The following is a 20,170-nucleotide window of genomic DNA, read 5'->3' on the forward strand; positions in this document are numbered from 1 at the left end:
ATATGTTTATTTACTATATTCTTCTTATATTATACTAGGTGATTTTAGGGATTTCTACTTACAGGGCTAGGTTGACCCTCGTCCTACCTGCTCAATTGACACATTTTTAAATATATTAAGAACCATTTTTCTGCTGGATTGAATAACTTTAAGTTGCAACCACCCACCATCTGAATCGTAATAGCTTCTAAACCAAAGCATAGGAGGCATGATTAGCTTGGATATCGTACCATTTATGATATTATCCTTAATTGTCCCCATCATTGCTATTCTTGTTATTATTTCACTAAAGATTATTCGGGGGCGAGCTCTCCCAAGCAATGACTATACGCCATTTGACTACGTTACTGGTCAATCATCCGTTGAATTCCACGAGGAAAAGCAGGAGAAAGAAGAAGAGGACGACGAAGGCGATGATAAGGACAAGAACACTTTATATCCGCGTATCTAAGGCTCTGTACGTTCAACATCATGGCCGGAATGAGCAAAATGAACGATTTCAGCGTCAGGATGGCTGGTCAAATAATGATCAAGGTCAGCATCCTGAACGAGTGATCCTGCTAATGTGCCCCGCATTACGAGCAACCGGATTTGAGAAGGTACTTGCAGTTCCACCTCCACCGATTCCTGTTGTATTCGGTAAACAGCCTCAGATCTGATGTGAGTTGTTCGTGCAAATGGAATTAAATACTCATGAATATAAGCGTCAGCCCAAGACTCGTCCATTCGTTTATGTACAGCGGGGTAATCGAGTACAGCGAGTGATAATATGAACCCCTCCTGAATCTACTATTGGCTATGCTAGTTAATAACATATACTATCATATTTGTATGAGTATTTAATTCTAATTAAAGGTATTCAGCTTGAAAATACATCTCTTTCTGCTCTATAACGTCTATAAGGCCGTTCTAGTTGTCGCGGCTTTAAGAAGGATATGCTTAATATAACGATCCTTGCCACTCGTGTAAGCAACTCGGTCATACTTATGGCACTGCTCAAGCTGTTTTTTTAACTTATAATATTGCTCCGCTTCTAGAGGATGATCACGCAAGTAATTTCGGAACAACAATTGATTCGACCAACATTCACTTCCCAAAGCATACATATGAAGATGATGAGTTCCTGCCCTCCACTTACCACGGCGAAAAAATAATCGATCTGGAAATTCAGGCTTAGGCACATATTCATAGCCGAATTGCAGCAGGCGATCCATATGGTGCTCCTTTACAACTGACAATTCAGCTATACCCACCATAATATCTATAACAGGTTTCGCACCTAGACCCTTTATTGCGGTGCTGCCTATATGCTCTATCTGGATGGGCAGATCTAGTAGCGCCTCCTCAATTTTAATACGCTCTATCTCATACTCATGCACCCAATTAGTCGAGTATTCTACCACAATGACTTCTTCCATTCAGTGACCTCCGTTTATGATCGCTAAAAATTCAGATAACGAAATCAAACAGGCCGAGCCTCTGGCAAGCAGAAGTCGGCCTTCATCTTATACCTTACTATGTCTGGCTAATAGGTATGCGCTTACGAATCCATCTGATCTGACCCCGATGGTTAATTTCATCCTCGAACACATGGAACCATTTAAAATAATGGTTAGCTGGTTTATTATACCAGAATGAAGTCGTTTGTTCCAGCCATTCATCCTCCCGCAATTGCAGCTGACGTATCGTATTCTCCCTTACCTCTTGCATTGCTTCCAAGTAGTAGGTTAACGGATTGCCATGTATATGACGACCACGTTCACCCAGATCTAGAGCAGCCCCCCACAGCTCCAGCTCTTCCTCTGTCAGCTCCCTGTTATCAAATGTTTCTCGTTGATACGCATATTCAACCGCTGCGGCGTGAAGCAATAAAGAGCCAATTGAATTTGAAGTTGCATCCATACGATAATCCAGTTCATCAACGGTACATCCCTGAACACTCTCTAACGTCGTGTGCCGTACATAATTCATCATGGACACTAATCTGCCGATCTGAGGTGTTAGGCCTTCCAAAGTCGTAATCAGATACAATTGCGATGTGCTCACTCATTATCCCCCGTTTCATCATGTATGGCAGGTAGAACAACTAAAATATGACATGTTCTAAAACCAATTATAAGGAAAAAGATTCCATATAATCAGTTGTTTGTAGAATATTATTCACATTTCACAATTTGTTCATATATTCCACGCTGTACGTCTCTCCCAGTTTTATTTTCTTATGATGTGATTAATTGTATTAATAGACCTAAGAAATTATACGATTTGGTCATCATTTCCACGAAATGATATGTTATGGATATGATTCATCACAATAGTGTCGGCATCATAATCCACTTGATGGAGGTTATGTCCAATGACAGCAGATCAGTCAGTTTCATTAGGAGAACATTATTTACAAGTCGTGGTAGAGAAGTTTCTGGAATTAAAATCGGTGACAGAACGTACATTTGACCAACTACGCGAGGACGAGTGGAACTGGAGCATGAATGCAGACTCGAATAGTATTGCAACAATCGTCAAGCATATGAGCGGCAATATGATCTCACGCTGGACCGACTTCCTGACATCGGACGGCGAGAAACCGAATCGCAATCGGGATTGTGAGTTTGAAGATGAGGATAATACCCTAACAAGGAACAGGCTGTTAAACGTCTGGGATCAAGGATGGGACGTATTTCTCGAAACGCTGGGAGAATTAAGACCTGAACACCTGCAGCACACGGTATTTATTCGTCAACAGCCACATACCGTCTTGCAGGCCATAGAACGTCAACTCTCCCATTATGCCTATCATGTCGGACAGATCATATACATTGCCAAGCTGCTTCGAGCCGATGAGTGGTCCTCTTTAACGATACCTCGCAGGAAATAAACGGTACCGTAATTTTGGATAAACAAATGCTAAAAAGCGCCCTTCCCTCGTTCATGAGAAAGGCGCTTATTTCGTTGTCGGGTTACGAACAACCAATTCCCCAACATTAGTGGTCCGCAGCGGCAGCTTCAGCGTAAAGGTTGTACCTACTCCTCTTGTGCTTTCCACATCAATTGTTCCTTGATGAAGCTGCACGATCTTTTGCACAATCGACAACCCTAATCCATTGCCGCCTTGCGCACGATTACGTGATGAGTCCGCCTTAAAAAAACGTTCGAACACGTGTGGCACATAATCCGCCTCAATTCCGATACCGCTATCCTGCACAACCACTTCCACCTCATGATCGGATGCCTTCATATTGATGCGAATTAGCCCCTTATCCGGTGTAAACTTGATCGCATTATGAATCAGATTCACCCACACCTGACTAAACATATCTTCATCCGCGACAATATCTACCTTCGCCAAGTTCAGGTCGATGTCCAGTTCTTTTGTCGACCATTGTGGCTCACTAACAAGGATCAGCTTGCGAATTTGGCTGTCCAGTCGAAACAATACCGGTTCAATCAGATGATGATCCGATTCTAATGATGTTAATTTCAGTAAGTTATCACTCAATTTGGATAAGCGCATCGTTTCCATCTCAATGATTTGTAAATAGTGGTGCCGCTCGTCCTCACTTAACTCCCTATTCTGTAACACACGAGCAAACCCACGAATGGACGTTAAAGGAGACTGAATCTCATGAGAAACATTGGAGATAAACTCTTGGCGCATTTTCTCCATTTGTCCTAGTTCTCCTGCCATGTGGTTAATACTTTCCACCAATGCGCCAAATTCCTCCTCAAAGTCTTCCTGCGGCGTAATCTTAACATCAAAATCACCACGGGATATTTGTTTGACGGCATCAACGATAGATAGGTAGAACACCAAGTGTTTATTGCGTGCTAATGGAAGGAATATGCCTATAACTGCGCTTAATAGGAGTAAGGCCACGATACAAACCATGACAAATGCCCAGTAGTCTGTAAGACTCCAACCTGCCCAGGTCATCAAATACGGTGTAATGAAATAGGAAATAGACCAGCATGCAAGCATAAACAACAAAATGACGGCGATGCCAAATACCAGTTTGCAAACTCGCCACATCTTGTTCGTCTTTAGTCTTCTAAGGCGTTGTCTTAGACTCATTCAAGCACCTCTAATCGGTAGCCTAAACCTCTTATCGTTTTGATTTTAAACGTATGATCATGCTCTGGGAATCGTTCACGCAAACGATTGATGTGTACATCTAGTGTTCTTTCGTTCCCCTCAAAGTCATATCCCCAAATGTCTTCGATCAACTGTTCTCTAGAAAAGGTCTTCCCAGGGTATCCCCCCAGCTTAAAGAGTAGTTCAAACTCTTTCATGGGCAGCGTTATCTTTTGATTCAACAAGGTTACTTCAAACGTCTGACGGTTCATCGTCATTTGCCCGAACTGAACCGTCTGCGATAACGCGATCTGATAGCGTTTCAGAAGCGCCTTCACTCGCACAACCAATTCCATAGGATCAAACGGCTTAACTAAATAATCATCCGTTCCCAAATTAAATCCCTTTACCTTTTGCGAGGTTTCCCCTTTGGCGGTCAGCATGAGCAGCGGAATCTCATATAAAGATTTCAACTCGCGGCATAATTCCCATCCATCCATATTAGGCATCATAATATCGAGTATGACGAGATCCGCTCGATCGATCTCCATCAGCTGCATGGCCTCGACTCCGTCCGAGGCTTCCGTTGTCCGGAAGCCCTCCTTCTGAAGAAACACGGTCACTAATTCACGAATATGTGGATCATCATCAACGATTAAGATCGTGTTCATACTGACACTCCGCCTTTCACGGGTAATTACTTTTATGAACTGTGCTGCTCTTGAATGCGCAATTGCTGCGTCGCAAATTCTCGATACATCGCATGGCTTTCCAGCAATTTATTATGGTTGCCGCTGCCTGTCAGTTTCCCTTTCTCTATAAACAAGATCTGATCTGCATCCACCACGGTTGACAGTCGATGGGCTATCACTAACGTGGTCCGACCTTTCATCAAGTTGTTTAGAGCTTTCTGTACCACAATCTCGGACCTGCTATCCAGACTGGATGTCGCTTCATCCAGCATCAGAATCTGAGGGTTACGAAGCAGAGCACGCGCAATGGCGATCCTTTGCCGCTGGCCACCTGACAGCTTGATGCCGCGTTCGCCAACTTCTGTCTCATATCCGTCCGTCAGCTCTCGGATAAATCCGTCAGCATAAGCCATTTCGGCTGCCCGTTCCAATGCTTCCTGCGATACTTCCTCACTCATGCCATAACATATATTTTCCCGAATTGTCCCATCAATTAAAGGGCTTTCTTGAGATACATAACCGATCTGTGACCGCCAGGATTGCAATGAAAATTCATTAATTCCCTGCTGCCCTAACTTGATTATACCCGAAGTTGGCAAGTAGAAACGCTCGAACAACGAGAACAATGTAGTTTTGCCACCACCACTCGGTCCAACGATGGCCGTTACTTTCCCTGGCTTGATCGTAAAGTTAATATTCTCCAGAACAGGCTCTGCTTCTGAATAAGAGAAGTGAACTTGTTCAACCGTGATCGGCTGGTTGGCCTGCTTGACTTCTGCGCCACCGCTATGATCCTCTTCTTTTGTGTCCAGTATGGAGATCATATGCTCGGTAGCGCCAATAGCCTTCTGTAGTTGGGTAAAGAACATCGACAATTGACTCATCGGCATCACAATTTGAATTAAATACAGTATAAATGCAACCAGTTCACCTGCTGACAACGCTCCAGATGACACCCTCATGCCGCCATATCCGATCACAACGACAAGCAGTACCATAAGAACAAAAGACATAATCGGTGAAATTAGTGCCTGCACAACCCCTTCTTTAATCCCAAATCGCTGCAGGCTGTTAATGCCTTTGCTGCCATTCTCGTACTCACGAGCTTCCGCATTAGAAGCCTTTACCAACCTAATTTCCGACAACACCTGACTTAATACAGCCGTAAACGAAGCTGTCTCATCCTGAAGGCCTTTTGAGATTTTAAACATTTGCTTGCCGAGCGGAATTAAAATAAGTGCCGCTAACGGAATGACAATGAACATAATCAGCGTCATCTGCCAGTCAAGGTACAATAACACGATAAACGAACCGACGACGGATACTATTCCCGTAAAGAAGCTCGCAAGGTGCTCGGTTATAAAGGCCTTAACGATACCAGTATCATTTGTTATTCGACTGACCGTTTCGCCTGTTTTATTCTGATCGTAGTACGAGACCGGAAGTACGAGCATCTTTTTCCACAACCGATCTCTTAAGCCTGCAACAGCTTTCTGTCCGATCAAATTCAGCAAGTAAATGGACAGCCCTGCAGCAATCGTCTGTACAATAAAGGCTCCCGCAAGTAAAGCAATCTGCATTGCATCTAACTTGGACATGGAAAAATTGTCTACCATCCCCTTTGTAAACATCGGAATGACCAGCGACACCGCAGTCGAACCGATACTCATGAGCAGCGCGACCATTAACATTAATTTGGAAGGCTTCGTCTCGTTAATTAAGTTCATGAATTGCCGCCAGTTGCTGATAGATCCTTTTTGTGATGCTGTTAATTCTCTCTTATCTTCCATAACTTCCACTCCCTCATCTTGACCGCATTGCTTATGGGATACATCATAATGCGTGAATGTAAACGGAATTTAAACAACTGCTACTGGATCAACCAACAATGCATCGCACGAAAGCCCCTTCTTCGTCATGGCAGACAAAGAAGGGGCCATTGAGTCCACTTTATTTGGAATGGAGAAACCATAGCTTTATGAATTCATTAACTACTTTAAATGGAACGTCTCTATTCTGTCCATGATCTGATACGGCTTTAGCTGAAACATTTCAACTGGCAGGCACGTTCCTTTCATCGCATCCAGCAGTCGTGTACAGAAATGTTCCCTCGTTATATACTGGGCTGCGCTTTGTTCTGTCAGCTTAACAAATTGTACATCGGTCGTCTCGCCTGTCTGACATTTAAGATCTCCATCTATGTAAGTGCCGCGAAAAACAATACTAATAATCTCACTGCTCATATTCTGATATATGCCAGATATACCATCAATACGAATATTTGCGCCTGTTTCCTCCGCCACCTCGCGTATAGCAGCATCAATCAGGGACTCGCCAATCTCGACTTGTCCACCTGGCATTTCCCAAGTATCCGAACGGTACGCTGTCTTAACCAGAAGAACATGATTTTTATCATTAGTGACATATGCGCTTGTAGCTATAATGTGCTTAGGAGGATTATACAAATCTGTAGTAGAGGTTAACCAATCCTGACGGGTATCGCTCAACATGTCGCCCCTATTCAATAGATGCTGCTGCAACCCGTACTGCCCTTCTTCTTCTTGAATCTTCTTCTCCACATTTTCGTAATGTTCCCTATCACGATATGCCCACACCTCCATTATCTCGTGCTGCTCTTCTGTTTTCCATCGACCAACTAACTTAACACCATATTGGGTAAGACTAGTAAGAACAAGCGAGTGAAAAAAATCATTATATGCATCCACGTGCTCCGGATATAACTTGTACGTCTGTCGTCTGTATATCATCAATCGTTCCTCCGCTGTATAGGATCGCTCTACTACACTAATCATGCTAAGCATTCGAGTAGTTTAAGTTGCAATCTGTATGTTGCCACTCTGCATAAAAGATCCATAATTTTTTAATTTTTGAAGTAGTTTTTCTGTTCATAATTGTCGTATTCTATTAAACGTAAAAGATAGGGAGCGTGTTCGCATGTTAATAGATTCGAATACAGCTGTAATAGTCCCCCGCAAAAAGAAATGGCCCCGAGTAGTACTTATCATTTTTGCTGTTCTGCTGGTGCTTGTTTGTACAGGGATGCTGTACCAATTGTTTGCCGTGAAGCAGGATCAGGCACAGTATCCCCCAGTTGGCCAGCTTCTGTCCATTAACGGGCACCAAATGCATCTCTATAGCATTGGTGAAGGTGGGCCAACTGTAGTACTGGGTGCTGGACTTGGCACACCAAGTCCGTATGCGGATTTCTATCCGCTCTACACAGCGCTTGCTAAGCATACTCGTGTGATCGTTTATGAGAAAGCTGGATACGGGTGGAGCGAGCCAACAGATAGGACGCCTGATATTGATACGGTTACGGATGAATTACATCTAATGCTTAAGCTAGCTGGAGTAAGCCCCCCTTACATCATGGTCGGGCACTCGCTTGCCTCTTTAGAGGCGATTCACTTCGCACAGAAGTACAAAAGTGAGACCGCAGGGGTTGTCCTCTTGGACGGAGGAAACCCTGATTTCTACAAAAATAACACGGTAACTTGGCAGCAGATTCTTCCTATGTATGCCATTCGACTCGCAACAAACATCGGGCTAGTACGAACATTATCCTACATCCCTGATGTAGCTGACTTTATTACAACTATAGAAGCAGGTTATGGAGATCAACTTCCCTCACAATTAAAACAATTAAGCCTGGCGATGACTCTAAAAAATGTCTACAATCCAATGATAATTAATGAATTAAACTGTTCCATCGACAATGCGAGTAAAGTATCCGCAGCCGGTCATATCGGAAATATACCATTACTCATCTTCACCGCTGGTCGGACAACTCTCGCCGAATGGGTAACGACGCAACAAAACCTGACTGATTGGTCTAGCCAAAGCACGCAATTCGTCCTGCAAGATGCAGGGCATTATGTGCATCATCATGACCCGAACACCATTAATGAACAAATAATAAAGCTGATACAGCAACTCAGATTACATTCTAAAACCTCATAAAATACAAAGAAGAAGGAGGGGGATCCCCTCCTTCTTGCCTAATCTATAGACTAATCATGCAGTGACTTGACCGGAACATAGATATCATAGTCAAATTGTTCAATAACGTCAGCTGGTATCTGGAAGGGATTAACCGGTTGCAAGCGATTCGCCTCTACGCTGTAGCTTCCATGGCCGCTTAATCGTTCGTATTCGTGTTCACTGATCCATCTATCGATTGAAGCATAGATCGACAGCATATGATTGCGATCACCAGTGCAGCGCACTTTCATATACATCCCTGCTGGAATGACCTTTGTATCAAGCCTTTCAGGAATATGTTCCAAGCTGTGCGTCTCCACACCAACCCACAGTTCTTTCACCCCACTAGCCCACTGCCACTCCGGCACGATCACATACCCTATACTTCTATTATTCCAATTCACCTCGTGTGTCTCCAGTTGGTGCTGAATCTCAGACCACGCTCTTCTAACATCAGCGCCGTTCTGTTCGGCATGTAGCACGATTAACTTTAGTTCAGGTCTTTCCACAATTATCGGTTCCATTTACGTGGCCCCCCCATTCCGTTCATCTCCACTCATTATACTGCTAGTCTTGCATAATAGCACTCCATATTCGTTTGTAGTATACGATCGAATGGGGTACAAAATGAGATGAATCGAAGATGGCTGTATGTGGTGTCGTACTATCGGTGCTTGTCTCAACGATTATTCCCAGGCCGCACACGGAAGCAGCATTTCCCTCGATCATAGCCATAACGGCTGTTAACTTGATAAAATATAGCCCGGCCAATTCTTCGATCTGACGTCGGAACTGTTCCAACGGAAGTATACAGTAGTATATATGTACGTGGCAAAATTCCCTATCCATCACTGAATCACTTATCTGTTGTTCCTCAGCTGCTGTACCACAGGCCGTTAATTGTTCACACTCAACTTAGATGCCAAGTTCCTCTTCTTGTTCCCGCACACCATCACATGCCTGCTCTCCTGCGTTCAAAATCACTCAACTTGACTTGACTCCTTTACGCCTGCTCGTGTACCAATGTGTTGGCCATTAACGCCTCGATCTGACTCATATGGTGTTGATCGTGCCTAATAAAATCATGTAAATATTGTAACACATTAAATTGATTGCCATCTATCATCGGATAATCTTGCTCACACTGTTGTGGCGACATCGACTCGATGCAATCCAGAATAGCGCTTCGATACACAATTGATTCCGATACGATGCGAGAGATCGTATTGGAATGCCCATACAGCTTGGCATGCTCGTTAAAAGAATCAAAATCAACGTGCTGAAATGATAAAGGAGCATGGTCTGCTAGTTTGCGAATCGCCTCTTCATAAAAAAATTGATCCCATAACATGATGTGACTGACTACTTCTTTGACGGTCCACTTGTTCTCCGCTATCGGCTGACTCCATATTTCTTCTATTTCAAGAAGCTGCTGCAAAAATGGAATCCATATTTTAAATTGCGTAATAAGCTGCTGTTTGTCGTACATGTTGTTTTCCCCTTATCTGCAATATATCATTATCAACTCATATATTCATAATTCTATGTACTTACCACGTTTTCCTGTTGAAACATCATATTTATTTATGGGCTGGATCTTTCTTTACGTTGAAAAGCTTTACTATATTTAATACAATGATATCATTGATAATGATTATCATCAAAGAGAGGAGTTACACCCATTGACACAACTTAGCATACATACTCCTCCATTACGTTCCTTGTCCTTCCAATTGTCCGATATTACTCGAGTCGAACAGTTGGCTGATTGGCACTCTACTTCAACGGATTGTACGATGCACACTTTACTCGTATTTGAGCGTGGCAGCGGCAGCCTCCATATCAATCAGACGACTTTTGAATATATGGCTGGAAAGAGTTACCTCGTATCGCCAGGAACTTCACTTCGTGTAGATAGCGACGGTAGTAGTGAAATTTGTGTTTACCGGATCGCATTTACAATTATTCAGACCCATTCAGATGGTGAGCATTTAAGTTACTCACAGCAGCTGTTTCCAGGCCGTTTTGAAATATCAACTTATCCTTGGTCAAGACTGCTAAGAATGATTGAAGAATTATACGCTGGCAAGCCAGGCAAGACGGAAATGGAATGGTATACACAACAAGTTCGTTTCGTACAGCTAATGGGCTTCATACTGGAGCACAACCTTCGCTCAAACCATTCTCAAGGAACGAGTCAATCGGTGCAGAACACCATCCAATATATGCAGAACAATTACATGAATCCAATTACCGTCAAGCAGCTTGCTCAACTTGCCAATGTGTCACAATGGCGCTATACGCCAATATTCCAAGAATTAACGGGAAGAAGACCGCTTGACTACTTGACAGAACTTCGTATAACCCGTGCCAAAGAGCTGTTAAGCTGTTCAGATCAGCCTTTACGTGAGATTGCTGAGCGCGTGGGTTTTACGGACGAATACTATTTTAACCGTCGTTTTCGCCATACTACTGGCATTACACCTAAACAATATGCACGACGGATGCAAGGCAAAGTTCGTGTCAAAGATTGGACCGGTCATGAAGTGGACATACCCGTTACACCACAGCGTATTATTTATCATGGTGAGACTTATGGTGATCTAGTTGCGTTAGGTGTAAAGGCTGTTGGCGGCTCCTCCTATTTTATTCAAGGTACAATTTGTGAGGAATATGTGCATCGGATTGAGGATGTTGGTCATCCTTGCAACCCGCACGCCTCTCGAATGCTGGAACCTGACTTAATTATCATGGCAAATGAAGACGAAAGCTTGTATCGTTCTATTTCACAGATTGCGCCAACTGTTACGTTTAATTCCTTTGCTCCATTGGATCAACGCCTGCATACACTTGGCAGCCTTCTTGGCAAGCAGCGTGAGGCCCAGCAATGGCTTGACACCTATACGGCCAAAGAAAATGCCATGTGGCGTGAACTACGAGCCCATATCAAGCCCGGTGAGACAGCTTCTGTCTTTATTTATGATCACGGTGATCGACTCTTTGTGATGGGCACTACAGGGCTGTCATCTGCTCTATATCATCCTGTTGGATTTAGACCAGTGGACAAGATCCAACATATTTTAGATTCTGGATCTGGCTTTATGGAGATTAATTCTGGACAAGTTGCCGACTATGCTGGAGACCGTATCTTTATGCTGATCAACGGCAATGAGCTCTCCAGGCAAGCAACGAGACGGCTTATGTGCAGCGATAGCTGGCAACAACTTTCGGCCGTTCGCGCTGGGTACGTATACCAAGTAAACGCCTTACACTGGAATCTCAGCGATGCTCTAACAAGAGAGCGACTCCTTCAGGCACTTCCCTTACTGTTAAGCCAAACCTCCTAAGAATTCATAATTGACTTCCTATACCTTCGAAGCCGTCGATTATTCTCGACGGCTTCCTCACGTATAAGGCTGCTCATACTATCTGTTTCTGGTTAAGAACATGTCAAACAGTCAAATTGTACATGATTAGTTGAGTAGGTGAATATGTATGAACCATTCCCTAATTAAAGGAGGATGATTATGTCCGCAAGGAAAAATTGCTTAACACGCCGCCTGGTGCACCGGACTGTCTCTTTGTCTGTTGGCGCATCACTTGTTATGGCACCGCTTACAGCCTTTGCATCTGACCTCTCTGCTGCAGGTAGAAACATCTCAACCTATTCTACCGAGCAGGTACATAACAGTAGTTCCCATCACAAATCTCACACTGGCGATCGGTATAATCAAGAAAGTTCGCTGCAAGTTGGCGAGAGCAGACTTCTCACTCGAAAGGAAATTCGTAAAGAATGGGACGGTATTGACCCTGACTATGTGCCGGATAAAGCGGTAGAGGCGGTCAAGGCAGCGTTACCACAACAAGATTATGAACAATTATTTCCTTATCGCTTAGGTTCTACCGAATGGCACAAAGCAGCCAAAGGCAAAGATTATTACAATGCCAACCAGACGGATTATTTCTCCTACGACAATTTGATTCAAGCCGTAGCTGAAGTTGCAAACATTAAGTACAAGGTCATTAGCCGAGAAGGTGACCTTAATGCACAGGAAGTATACCGATTCGATAAAGATGCCAGATCAGAAACGCTAGTATCTCGTTCTGCAAACTTTAACTCTGATATCAACCGCAAGCGTAATTTAGTCGTCCAGATTGTCGATTACGGCTCGTTTTTGAAAGAAGGTACCAAGAAAGACCGTAAGCGGGAACTTGCGGCTTTACTCGCGAATCTCTCACATGAGACAGGCGGCGGCTGGGACACAGCTCCAGGCGGTCCGCTGCGTTGGGGACTGTTCTGGAACGAAAATATTGCAGGTAGAACCGGTAAAAACACATCAAACTTTGTGGATCCGAATAGCAGCGAACTCTACCCTGGCTACAAGGACAAAAGATACTATGGCCGGGGGCCGATCATGTTGAGTTGGAACTTTAACTACGGCTTGTTCAGCTCCGTTATTTATGGAGACAAAGAGATCCTGCTCAAAAATCCTGAAATTGTTGCCGCAGATGGAAAGGTCGGATTTATGACAGCCATTCTGTTCTGGATGACTCCACAAGCGCCAAAGCCATCCGCACATGATGTTATGGTCGGAAAGTGGAAACCAACTAAGGAACTGACTGCGAAAGGACTAAGTTCACCAGGATTTGGTGTTACGATCATGGTTCTGAATGGGCTCGAGGCCAATCTTGGCGAAACAGATGGCAGCCCAGTTAAGCGTCGTGCTGGACATTACCGTGATATTACTGGAAAGATGGGAATTAATATTTCCAATGAGAAGCTGGATACATTGGGCATGAAACCTTTTTGAGATTCCGAGCTAAAAATGTAAGCGATACAACTCCTGAACGAAATGAGAGGCGAGCGGTCCCGCTTATGGACTGCTCGCCTCTTTTTCTACCATGTATCCAAAAGGATCTATAACAGAATCGTCCGCACTCTGAAGTTGGGCCGCTGCTGCGGTTTGTTGTTCAACATCACATACCATTTCATTTAACAATTCAAAGAGTTGCTGAAATTCTTGAACAGCACTGCCGCCAACATGCTGCTGCGCCCACTTCATTCGGCCTGCACGAACAGAATGCGCTATTTTAATGCCCGTGCTTGTAGGAACGATCACTGATTCTTTGCCGGGCACCCATTGCGCCAAGCCGCTAATGACCAAGCTATGGATAGCCTCTTCAACTGCAGCAGACGTTAAAGATAGCATATTTGCCAGATCGGCAACTGTACAATTGTTATGCTCGCTCATAATTTCCAGAATGACATACTTTGTCCCGAACATTTTACTGTTTAAATAGCGATGCCACTTGCGAATAATTTGACGGATCGTGTATATGGATTGTGCATCCATCCCATCCCCCTCCCGTCTTTATGCTTTCACAGCAGACAAAGCGGCCAATTCGTACGGCAAGCAAAGCGGAACCCCGGACCTCGGATCAGGCATAATATCTGCTTCTATCGCAAACACTTCCCGCAGAACCTTCTTATTCATAACTTCAACGGGAGTACCTTCACAAATAACAGTCCCCGCCTTGATGGCAACCATATGCTGTGCATATCTTGAGGCATGATTTAAATCGTGTACAACCATAACGATCGTTCGTTTCTCTTCCCGATTCAGCTTATGAAGCAATTGCAGTACTTCCAGTTGATGTGCCATATCCAAAAACGTTGTCGGTTCGTCCAAAAATAAAATGTCCGTCTGCTGCGCCAGCGACATCGCAATCCAAGCACGTTGACGTTGACCACCAGACAACCTATCTACTGGACGATCATGAAATGAAGTCATGCCCGTCACTTCAAGCGACCATTGAATGATCTTCTTGTCCTCACCCGTCAAGGAGCCAAAGCCCTTCTGGTGCGGGAATCTCCCGTAAGAGACTAGTTCAGACACTGTTAATCCATCGGGCGCAGTTGGATTCTGCGGCAGTATAGCCAATTGCTTTGCTACTTCCTTGGTTGACTTCGATTGTATGGACTGTCCGTCCAGCAGTACTGCTCCTGCATTGGGTCGCATAAGTCGCGCCATCGCCTTTAGAATCGTAGATTTGCCTGAACCGTTGGCGCCAACTAACGCCGTGATTTTTCCATCAGGTATCGTCAAATTCAAATTTTTAACGATTGGCGTATCCCCATATGCAATTTGGAGCTGCTCGGTATGAAGACGTTCTTTTAGCACTTGCATCCTGGATGCCTCCTTCTTAATATCAGATGATGCCTTTATGACGTGCAGTATGATGAAAGCTACAACATATACCTAATGTAGACAGGCCGCACTTAGCTCTCTACACCAAGCGCCTTGTTTTTTTCTTTAAACCGTTCGTTGTGAGAGGAAACATAGGCCACTGCAGGTGCTTCCGGGTCCATGTAAGTCTTGGCACTATTTAATGCAAGAGCTGCATCTGTAAACGCACCTGCAATTAAGCGAACTTTGCTCTCAAAATTAACAAAATCTCCAGCGGCATAGATGCCTGGTATGTTAGTTTCCATTTTCGGACTAACTAACGCTGTCTCGTCCTCCATCGCTAATCCCCACTGCGCTAGCGGACCATAATCACATTTCAGGCCATGGTTTACAATAACTGCATCCACATCCACCAGCTCGGTCTCCCCCGTTTCGATATGAGAGATTGTTACCTGTTGAATGGATTCGCCATTACTGTGCAATTGACTAACTGCATAAGGCGTTTTGACTTGAACAGAGGATTCTTTCATCTTCACAACATTGCGCTCATGACCGCCAAATTGATCGCGACGATGGACAATAGTAACACTTGCAGCAATTGGCTCCAATTCATTGGCCCAGTCAACGGCCGAGTTCCCACCACCTGAGATGACAACCCGCTTGTCTCTAAATACCTCGAGTTCCTGCACCGTATAGTGCAGATTAGTCACCTCATAACGGTCCGCACCTTCTATCTCCAATTTTTGCATCGTTAAGATTCCATAACCGATTGCCAAAATAATGGTACGTGTATGATGCCTCTCACCTGTGTCTGACATTAATATAAAAGTTCCGTCTGCCTGCTTCTCCAAGCCCGTGATCTGCTGTCCAAGCACAATAGTCGGGTCAAACGTCTTAGCTTGCTGTTCCAATTGCTCAATCAGCTTTCCGCATAAAATAGGAGTAACGCCACCCACATCCCAGATCATCTTCTCTGGATATATCAGCATACGTCCGCCCAGCTCGTTCTTCGCTTCGATCAGTTTGGTCTTCAGATCACGCATGCCGCTGTAGAAAGTCGTGTACATGCCGGCGGGGCCGCCTCCTATAATGGTGACATCATACAGTTCCAATTGTTCTGACATGTCAAATCCCCCAAGGTCCAATGGTGTATTGTTAGATTACGAACGATCAAGACTTTGATGCTAGCAGCAGCTTGATATGTTACGCGCCAAATTGTGCCTCGTGTAATCTGCTGTAAGTACCGCCTACTTCAAGAAGCTGTGCATGGCTGCCCTGCTCTGCAATTCCTTGATCCGCAACCACGACGATACGATCCGCATTCTTAATGGTAGCTAGACGGTGTGCTATAACAAGCGTTGTTCTTCCTTTCGATAATTGAGTGAGCGCCAACTGGATAGCAGCTTCCGTCTCAGTGTCAAGCGCCGACGTTGCCTCGTCGAGAATGAGGATCGGAGGATTCTTCAAAAACATACGTGCAATAGACAAACGTTGCTTCTGCCCCCCTGAGAGCTTCACGCCGCGTTCCCCAATTACAGTATCCAGACCCTCTGGCTGCGCCAAAATTACTTCTTCCAGCTGCGCACGCCGCGCTGCTTCCCAGATTTCATGTTCCGGAGCGCCTAATTTACCGTAAGCAATATTTTCGCGAATCGTCCCATCAAATAAAAAGACGTCCTGCTGCACGATACCAATATGACTGCGCAATGATTCTAAAGTCATATCTCGAATATCGATGTCATCAATGGTGATTGCACCTTCATCAATCTCATAGAAGCGAGGCAGCAGGCTGCAAATCGTCGTCTTGCCTGCGCCAGAAGGTCCAACAAGCGCCACAGTCTCACCCGCTTTGATCGTGAGATCAACTTTACGCAGCACCTTATCTTTATTTTCGTATCCGAAGGTAACACCTTTATAAGCAATATCTCCCTTTAAATGTTTGACAGACTTGGCATGCTCAGCATCTGCAATATCAGGCGCCATTTCCAGCAGTTCCAGATATCGTTTGAAGCCCTCGATACCTTTAGGGTAGGTCTCAATAACGGAGTTGATCTGCTGAATAGGTTGTAGAAACACCGCTGAAAGCATCACAAAAGCTATAAATTCACCGTATGTCATTTTTCCTTCAATAACAAACCAAGTACCGCACACGAGCACAAATAACGATACAAATTTCATTAAAATATAACTTAATGAAGAGTTCCAAGCCATAATCTTGTACGTGATCAACTTGGTTAGACGGAAACGTTCATTACGCTCAGCGAAACGAGCAATCTCGTGCTTCTCGTTTGCAAATGCTTGCACGACTCGAATGCCGCTGACGTTGTTCTCAACGCGGGCATTATAATCAGCTATATCTTTGAACAATCGATCAAAAGCTCGCGACATCTTGCGGCTGAAATATAATGATAAATAAATCATAAGTGGAATAATGACAAAGGTAAGCACCGCCAACTGCCAATTAATCCCCAGCATAATGCCGAATGCGCCTGCCAGCGTCATAATCGCAATAACCAAGTCCTCAGGGCCGTGGTGTGCAATCTCCCCGATATCCATCAGGTCATTGGTCATACGAGACACAAGATGTCCTGTCTTGTTGTTGTCAAAGAACCGAAACGGCAGCTTTTGTACGTGATCAAACAATTTCTTTCGCATATCTGTTTCAATGTTGATCCCCAATTTATGGCCCCAATAAGTAACAACAAAGTGCAAAAATGAGCTGATAACATAAATCCCTAGTAATCCTGCACAGCCCCAAAGAATCCAATCCCAATGTCCGCTTGGCAGCAGCTTATCTACTACCTGATTTACGGCTAGCGGGAATGCAAGTTCTAATGCCGCAGCAATAATGGCACAAGAGAAATCTAATATAAACAGCCATTTGTATGGCCTGTAATAGGCGAAAAAGCGTCGCAGCAATTATATTCCCTCACTCTCATCTTAAAGTTCTTTGACACTGCGCTAGTAACATACCTATGCTTTGGACTTTGCAAGCAGGTATAAAAAGTACGGTGCGCCTACCACAGCAACTACGATTCCAGTAGGTACCTCAGAAGGCTGGATGATCCAGCGTCCAATCGTGTCCGACACGAGGACAAGCAGTGCTCCAGCTAATGCGGAGGCAGGCAGCAGCAGCTGATGCTTCGGACCAACTAGTCTCCGTGCTAAATGCGGACCTATCAAGCCGACAAAGCCAATACCACCGCTTACTGCTACACACGCCCCCGCAAGTCCGACTGCAGCCGCAATCAAGGCGAAGCGTTCCTTTTCTACAGGGGCACCAAGTCCAGTTGCCGTCTGGTCTCCCAGATTTAAAATGTTCATTACTCGTGCTTTATAGAACACATATGGAAGCAGAATGACAATCCATGGGAGTAGCGCCAGCACAAACTTCCAATTGGAGCCCCAAATACTTCCGGCTAACCAGGTCGCTACAAATTGATATTTTTCCGGGCTCAGCTTTAAGGTCAATACGATCATCGCAGCGCTTATTCCCGCTGCAACTGCAATCCCTGTCAGCAGCAAGCGCGTCGGAGACAGACCTTCATGCGGCTTGTAAGCAAGCGCGTAAATGAGAGCTGCTGTTAAGCCTGCTCCAATCAATGCCAGCACTGGGAGCAAATACACTGGTGCAGCAGCCGTCGTCGGATAGAAGGAGATAAACAGCATCACCATTAACCCTGCTCCTGCATTGATACCCAGAATGCCGGGGTCCGCTAATGCATTCCGTGAGATCCCTTGCATAATGCACCCTGATACAGCCAATCCCGCCCCAATTAAGGCAGCTATAACAATTCGAGGCAAGCGGAATTCAAATAAGATCAGATTTTGCTTTGCTGTGCCCGAGCCGAACAACGTACGTATCAACTCCATCGGGGATAGCCGGATGTGCCCGGTATTTACGCTGATCATTAAAGCAATAACGATTAATACACCTAATATGACAAGCACAGTTACGCCACGCTTTTTCCTCCGCCGCTCACTTAACGCTATAATTGTATTTTCCATCTCTACAGCTCCCTTCTTTCTTTACGTGCTAGATATAAGAAGAAAGGAACACCGATAAGGGCGATAAGAGCGCCAATTGGCGTCTCGTACGGTGGGTTAATCATTCTAGCCGCTAAATCTGCAAAAACAACTAACAAACTACCAAGCACAGCAGAACACGGTATAATCCAGCGGTAATCAACACCTACCAGATAACGAGTCAAGTGAGGAATAATCAAACCGACGAAGCTGACCGCACCCGCAACCGAAACCGCAGCACCCGCTAGAATAAGTACAATGATGGTGCCAGCGAGCTTAACCAGACCGGTTCGTTGACCCAAGCCTTTTGCAATATCCTCCCCAAGACTTAACATCGTAATCGAACGGGACAGAATCAGCCCTCCGATTATTGCCGCTGCAATCCAAGGAAACATAATCTCCAAATGGTACCACTTCGTACCCGCTACTCCACCTGCGCTCCAAAAGGCCAAATCCTGACCAATGCGGAAGTATAATGAAATTCCTTCTCCTAATGCAGACAACAGTGCGCTTAATGCTGCACCTGCCAATACTAGACGTACAGGCGTTAAACCGCCTTTCGCAAGTGATCCAATACCATATATCAGCCCAGCACCCACAGCCGCCCCAATAAAGGAATACATGATGAGATACATGTACGGCAGTCCAGGTAAAAAGGCAAAGCATAACGCTAACACAAAGCCAGAGCCTGCATTGATGCCTAGGAGACCTGAATCCGCCAGCGGATTACGTGTCATCCCCTGCATAATCGCACCGGCAACTGCAAAGCACGCACCTACCATAGCTGCTGCTAATACACGAGGAAGGCGAAGCTCCTGTATGATCTGATGCTGCGTCACTTCTCCATTAAAGTTAAAGATTGCATCCCATACAGTAGGCAGCTTAATATCTGCTGCACCCAAGGATACCGAAATACCGATCCCAAATATTAAGGCAATGACACCCCCAATAAGGATCAACGTTGCAGTCAATGGCCGAGATTGGAACTTAACTGCTGGTTCTGCTTCTGCTTCAACTGCTGAACGAATAGTTTGACTCATGATTGCCACCCTTGTTCTCGAGATGATGTTCCAAAAAAGTAAATTATATTGATATTGATTCTCAATCGCACATAAAACATATTGTAGGCCAGAGCCTAACCACACTGCAATGGACAAACTGAACTGTTTTTTTGTACAAAATAGACAAGCAAC

21 protein-coding genes are annotated in these 20,170 nt (G+C 44.7%); 5 read left to right on the plus strand and 16 right to left on the minus strand.

All coding sequences use genetic code 11. From position 1 onward, the window contains the following. Positions 1–217: 217 nt before the first annotated feature. Entirely contained in the window at positions 218–451 is a 234-nt protein-coding gene (locus QP775_RS06690; protein ID WP_285104633.1) for a DUF3951 domain-containing protein, read from the plus strand. Here QP775_RS06690 and QP775_RS06695 read toward each other — a convergent pair. The 3 genes from QP775_RS06695 to QP775_RS06705 form a co-directional block, all read right to left on the minus strand. Beyond that, on the minus strand, positions 448–726 hold the full coding sequence (locus QP775_RS06695; protein WP_285104635.1) for a hypothetical protein: 279 nt from the start codon (positions 724–726) through the stop codon (positions 448–450). The genes QP775_RS06690 and QP775_RS06695 overlap by 4 nt on opposite strands. A 170-nt stretch (positions 727–896) precedes the next feature. Further along, positions 897–1,418: a GrpB family protein gene (locus QP775_RS06700; RefSeq protein WP_285104637.1), complete on the minus strand. Its 522-nt coding sequence runs from the start codon at positions 1,416–1,418 to the stop codon at positions 897–899. Positions 1,419–1,515: 97 nt separating this feature from the next. Next, positions 1,516–1,974: a DinB family protein gene (locus QP775_RS06705; RefSeq protein WP_285105739.1), complete on the minus strand. Its 459-nt coding sequence runs from the start codon at positions 1,972–1,974 to the stop codon at positions 1,516–1,518. A 382-nt stretch (positions 1,975–2,356) separates the two neighbouring features. Here QP775_RS06705 and QP775_RS06710 point away from each other — a divergent pair, with 382 nt between their 5' ends. Then, entirely contained in the window at positions 2,357–2,875 is a 519-nt protein-coding gene (locus tag QP775_RS06710; protein WP_285104639.1) for a DUF1572 family protein, read from the plus strand. A gap of 66 nt (positions 2,876–2,941) precedes the next feature. Here the strand turns inward: QP775_RS06710 and QP775_RS06715 are convergent, their stop codons facing one another. From QP775_RS06715 to QP775_RS06730, 4 genes are all read right to left on the minus strand, one after another. After that, positions 2,942–4,069, minus strand: coding sequence for a sensor histidine kinase (locus QP775_RS06715; RefSeq protein WP_285104641.1), 1,128 nt, complete (start codon positions 4,067–4,069; stop codon positions 2,942–2,944). Next, complete coding sequence (locus tag QP775_RS06720) at positions 4,066–4,740, minus strand: response regulator transcription factor (protein WP_285104643.1); 675 nt, start codon at positions 4,738–4,740, stop codon at positions 4,066–4,068. Before QP775_RS06720 ends, QP775_RS06715 begins: the two co-directional genes overlap by 4 nt. A gap of 32 nt (positions 4,741–4,772) precedes the next feature. Next, positions 4,773–6,551, minus strand: a complete 1,779-nt coding sequence (locus QP775_RS06725; RefSeq protein WP_285104645.1) for an ABC transporter ATP-binding protein — start codon at positions 6,549–6,551, stop codon at positions 4,773–4,775. 201 nt (positions 6,552–6,752) lie between these two features. Next, entirely contained in the window at positions 6,753–7,583 is an 831-nt protein-coding gene (locus QP775_RS06730) for an NUDIX hydrolase (protein ID WP_285104647.1), read from the minus strand. Between the two features lie 133 nt (positions 7,584–7,716). Here QP775_RS06730 and QP775_RS06735 point away from each other — a divergent pair, with 133 nt between their 5' ends. Beyond that, positions 7,717–8,742 carry an alpha/beta hydrolase gene (locus QP775_RS06735; RefSeq protein ID WP_285104649.1) on the plus strand — a complete coding sequence of 342 codons (1,026 nt, stop codon included), beginning with the start codon at positions 7,717–7,719 and terminating at the stop codon, positions 8,740–8,742. A gap of 50 nt (positions 8,743–8,792) precedes the next feature. Here the strand turns inward: QP775_RS06735 and QP775_RS06740 are convergent, their stop codons facing one another. The 3 genes from QP775_RS06740 to QP775_RS06750 form a co-directional block, all read right to left on the minus strand. Beyond that, positions 8,793–9,287, minus strand: coding sequence for a GyrI-like domain-containing protein (locus tag QP775_RS06740; protein ID WP_285104651.1), 495 nt, complete (start codon positions 9,285–9,287; stop codon positions 8,793–8,795). Positions 9,288–9,330: 43 nt separating this feature from the next. Beyond that, the gene (locus tag QP775_RS06745; RefSeq protein WP_285104653.1) at positions 9,331–9,564 is read right to left on the minus strand and encodes a hypothetical protein; all 234 of its coding nucleotides are present in this window, start codon (positions 9,562–9,564) and stop codon (positions 9,331–9,333) included. A gap of 202 nt (positions 9,565–9,766) precedes the next feature. Further along, the gene (locus QP775_RS06750; protein WP_239328110.1) at positions 9,767–10,252 is read right to left on the minus strand and encodes a DinB family protein; all 486 of its coding nucleotides are present in this window, start codon (positions 10,250–10,252) and stop codon (positions 9,767–9,769) included. A 193-nt stretch (positions 10,253–10,445) separates the two neighbouring features. Here QP775_RS06750 and QP775_RS06755 point away from each other — a divergent pair, with 193 nt between their 5' ends. Both QP775_RS06755 and QP775_RS06760 read left to right on the plus strand, forming a co-directional pair. Next, positions 10,446–12,110 (plus strand): helix-turn-helix domain-containing protein, encoded by a 1,665-nt coding sequence (locus tag QP775_RS06755; protein WP_285104657.1) that lies wholly within the window; start codon positions 10,446–10,448, stop codon positions 12,108–12,110. A gap of 180 nt (positions 12,111–12,290) precedes the next feature. Continuing rightward, positions 12,291–13,574, plus strand: coding sequence for a chitinase (locus QP775_RS06760; protein ID WP_285104659.1), 1,284 nt, complete (start codon positions 12,291–12,293; stop codon positions 13,572–13,574). A 63-nt stretch (positions 13,575–13,637) separates the two neighbouring features. On the opposite strand, the gene QP775_RS06765 is transcribed toward QP775_RS06760, so the two are convergent. The 6 genes from QP775_RS06765 to QP775_RS06790 all read right to left on the minus strand — a co-directional run bounded on the left by QP775_RS06765 (position 13,638) and on the right by QP775_RS06790 (position 20,017). Continuing rightward, the gene (locus QP775_RS06765) at positions 13,638–14,117 is read right to left on the minus strand and encodes a MarR family winged helix-turn-helix transcriptional regulator (RefSeq protein ID WP_239328113.1); all 480 of its coding nucleotides are present in this window, start codon (positions 14,115–14,117) and stop codon (positions 13,638–13,640) included. An 18-nt stretch (positions 14,118–14,135) separates the two neighbouring features. Beyond that, complete coding sequence (locus tag QP775_RS06770; RefSeq protein WP_239328114.1) at positions 14,136–14,951, minus strand: ABC transporter ATP-binding protein; 816 nt, start codon at positions 14,949–14,951, stop codon at positions 14,136–14,138. 92 nt (positions 14,952–15,043) lie between these two features. Beyond that, a complete protein-coding gene (locus QP775_RS06775; protein ID WP_239328115.1) occupies positions 15,044–16,075 on the minus strand; it encodes an NAD(P)/FAD-dependent oxidoreductase in 1,032 nt (343 codons plus the stop codon). Positions 16,076–16,154: 79 nt separating this feature from the next. Beyond that, positions 16,155–17,870: an ABC transporter ATP-binding protein gene (locus QP775_RS06780; protein ID WP_285104664.1), complete on the minus strand. Its 1,716-nt coding sequence runs from the start codon at positions 17,868–17,870 to the stop codon at positions 16,155–16,157. Positions 17,871–17,924: 54 nt separating this feature from the next. Further along, positions 17,925–18,959: a FecCD family ABC transporter permease gene (locus QP775_RS06785; RefSeq protein WP_239328117.1), complete on the minus strand. Its 1,035-nt coding sequence runs from the start codon at positions 18,957–18,959 to the stop codon at positions 17,925–17,927. Between the two features lie 2 nt (positions 18,960–18,961). Then, complete coding sequence (locus QP775_RS06790) at positions 18,962–20,017, minus strand: FecCD family ABC transporter permease (RefSeq protein WP_239328118.1); 1,056 nt, start codon at positions 20,015–20,017, stop codon at positions 18,962–18,964. Positions 20,018–20,170: the final 153 nt, after the last annotated feature.

It is taken from the genome of Paenibacillus sp. UMB4589-SE434 (assembly GCF_030226685.1).
Classification (GTDB): Bacteria; Bacillota; Bacilli; order Paenibacillales; family Paenibacillaceae; genus Paenibacillus_B.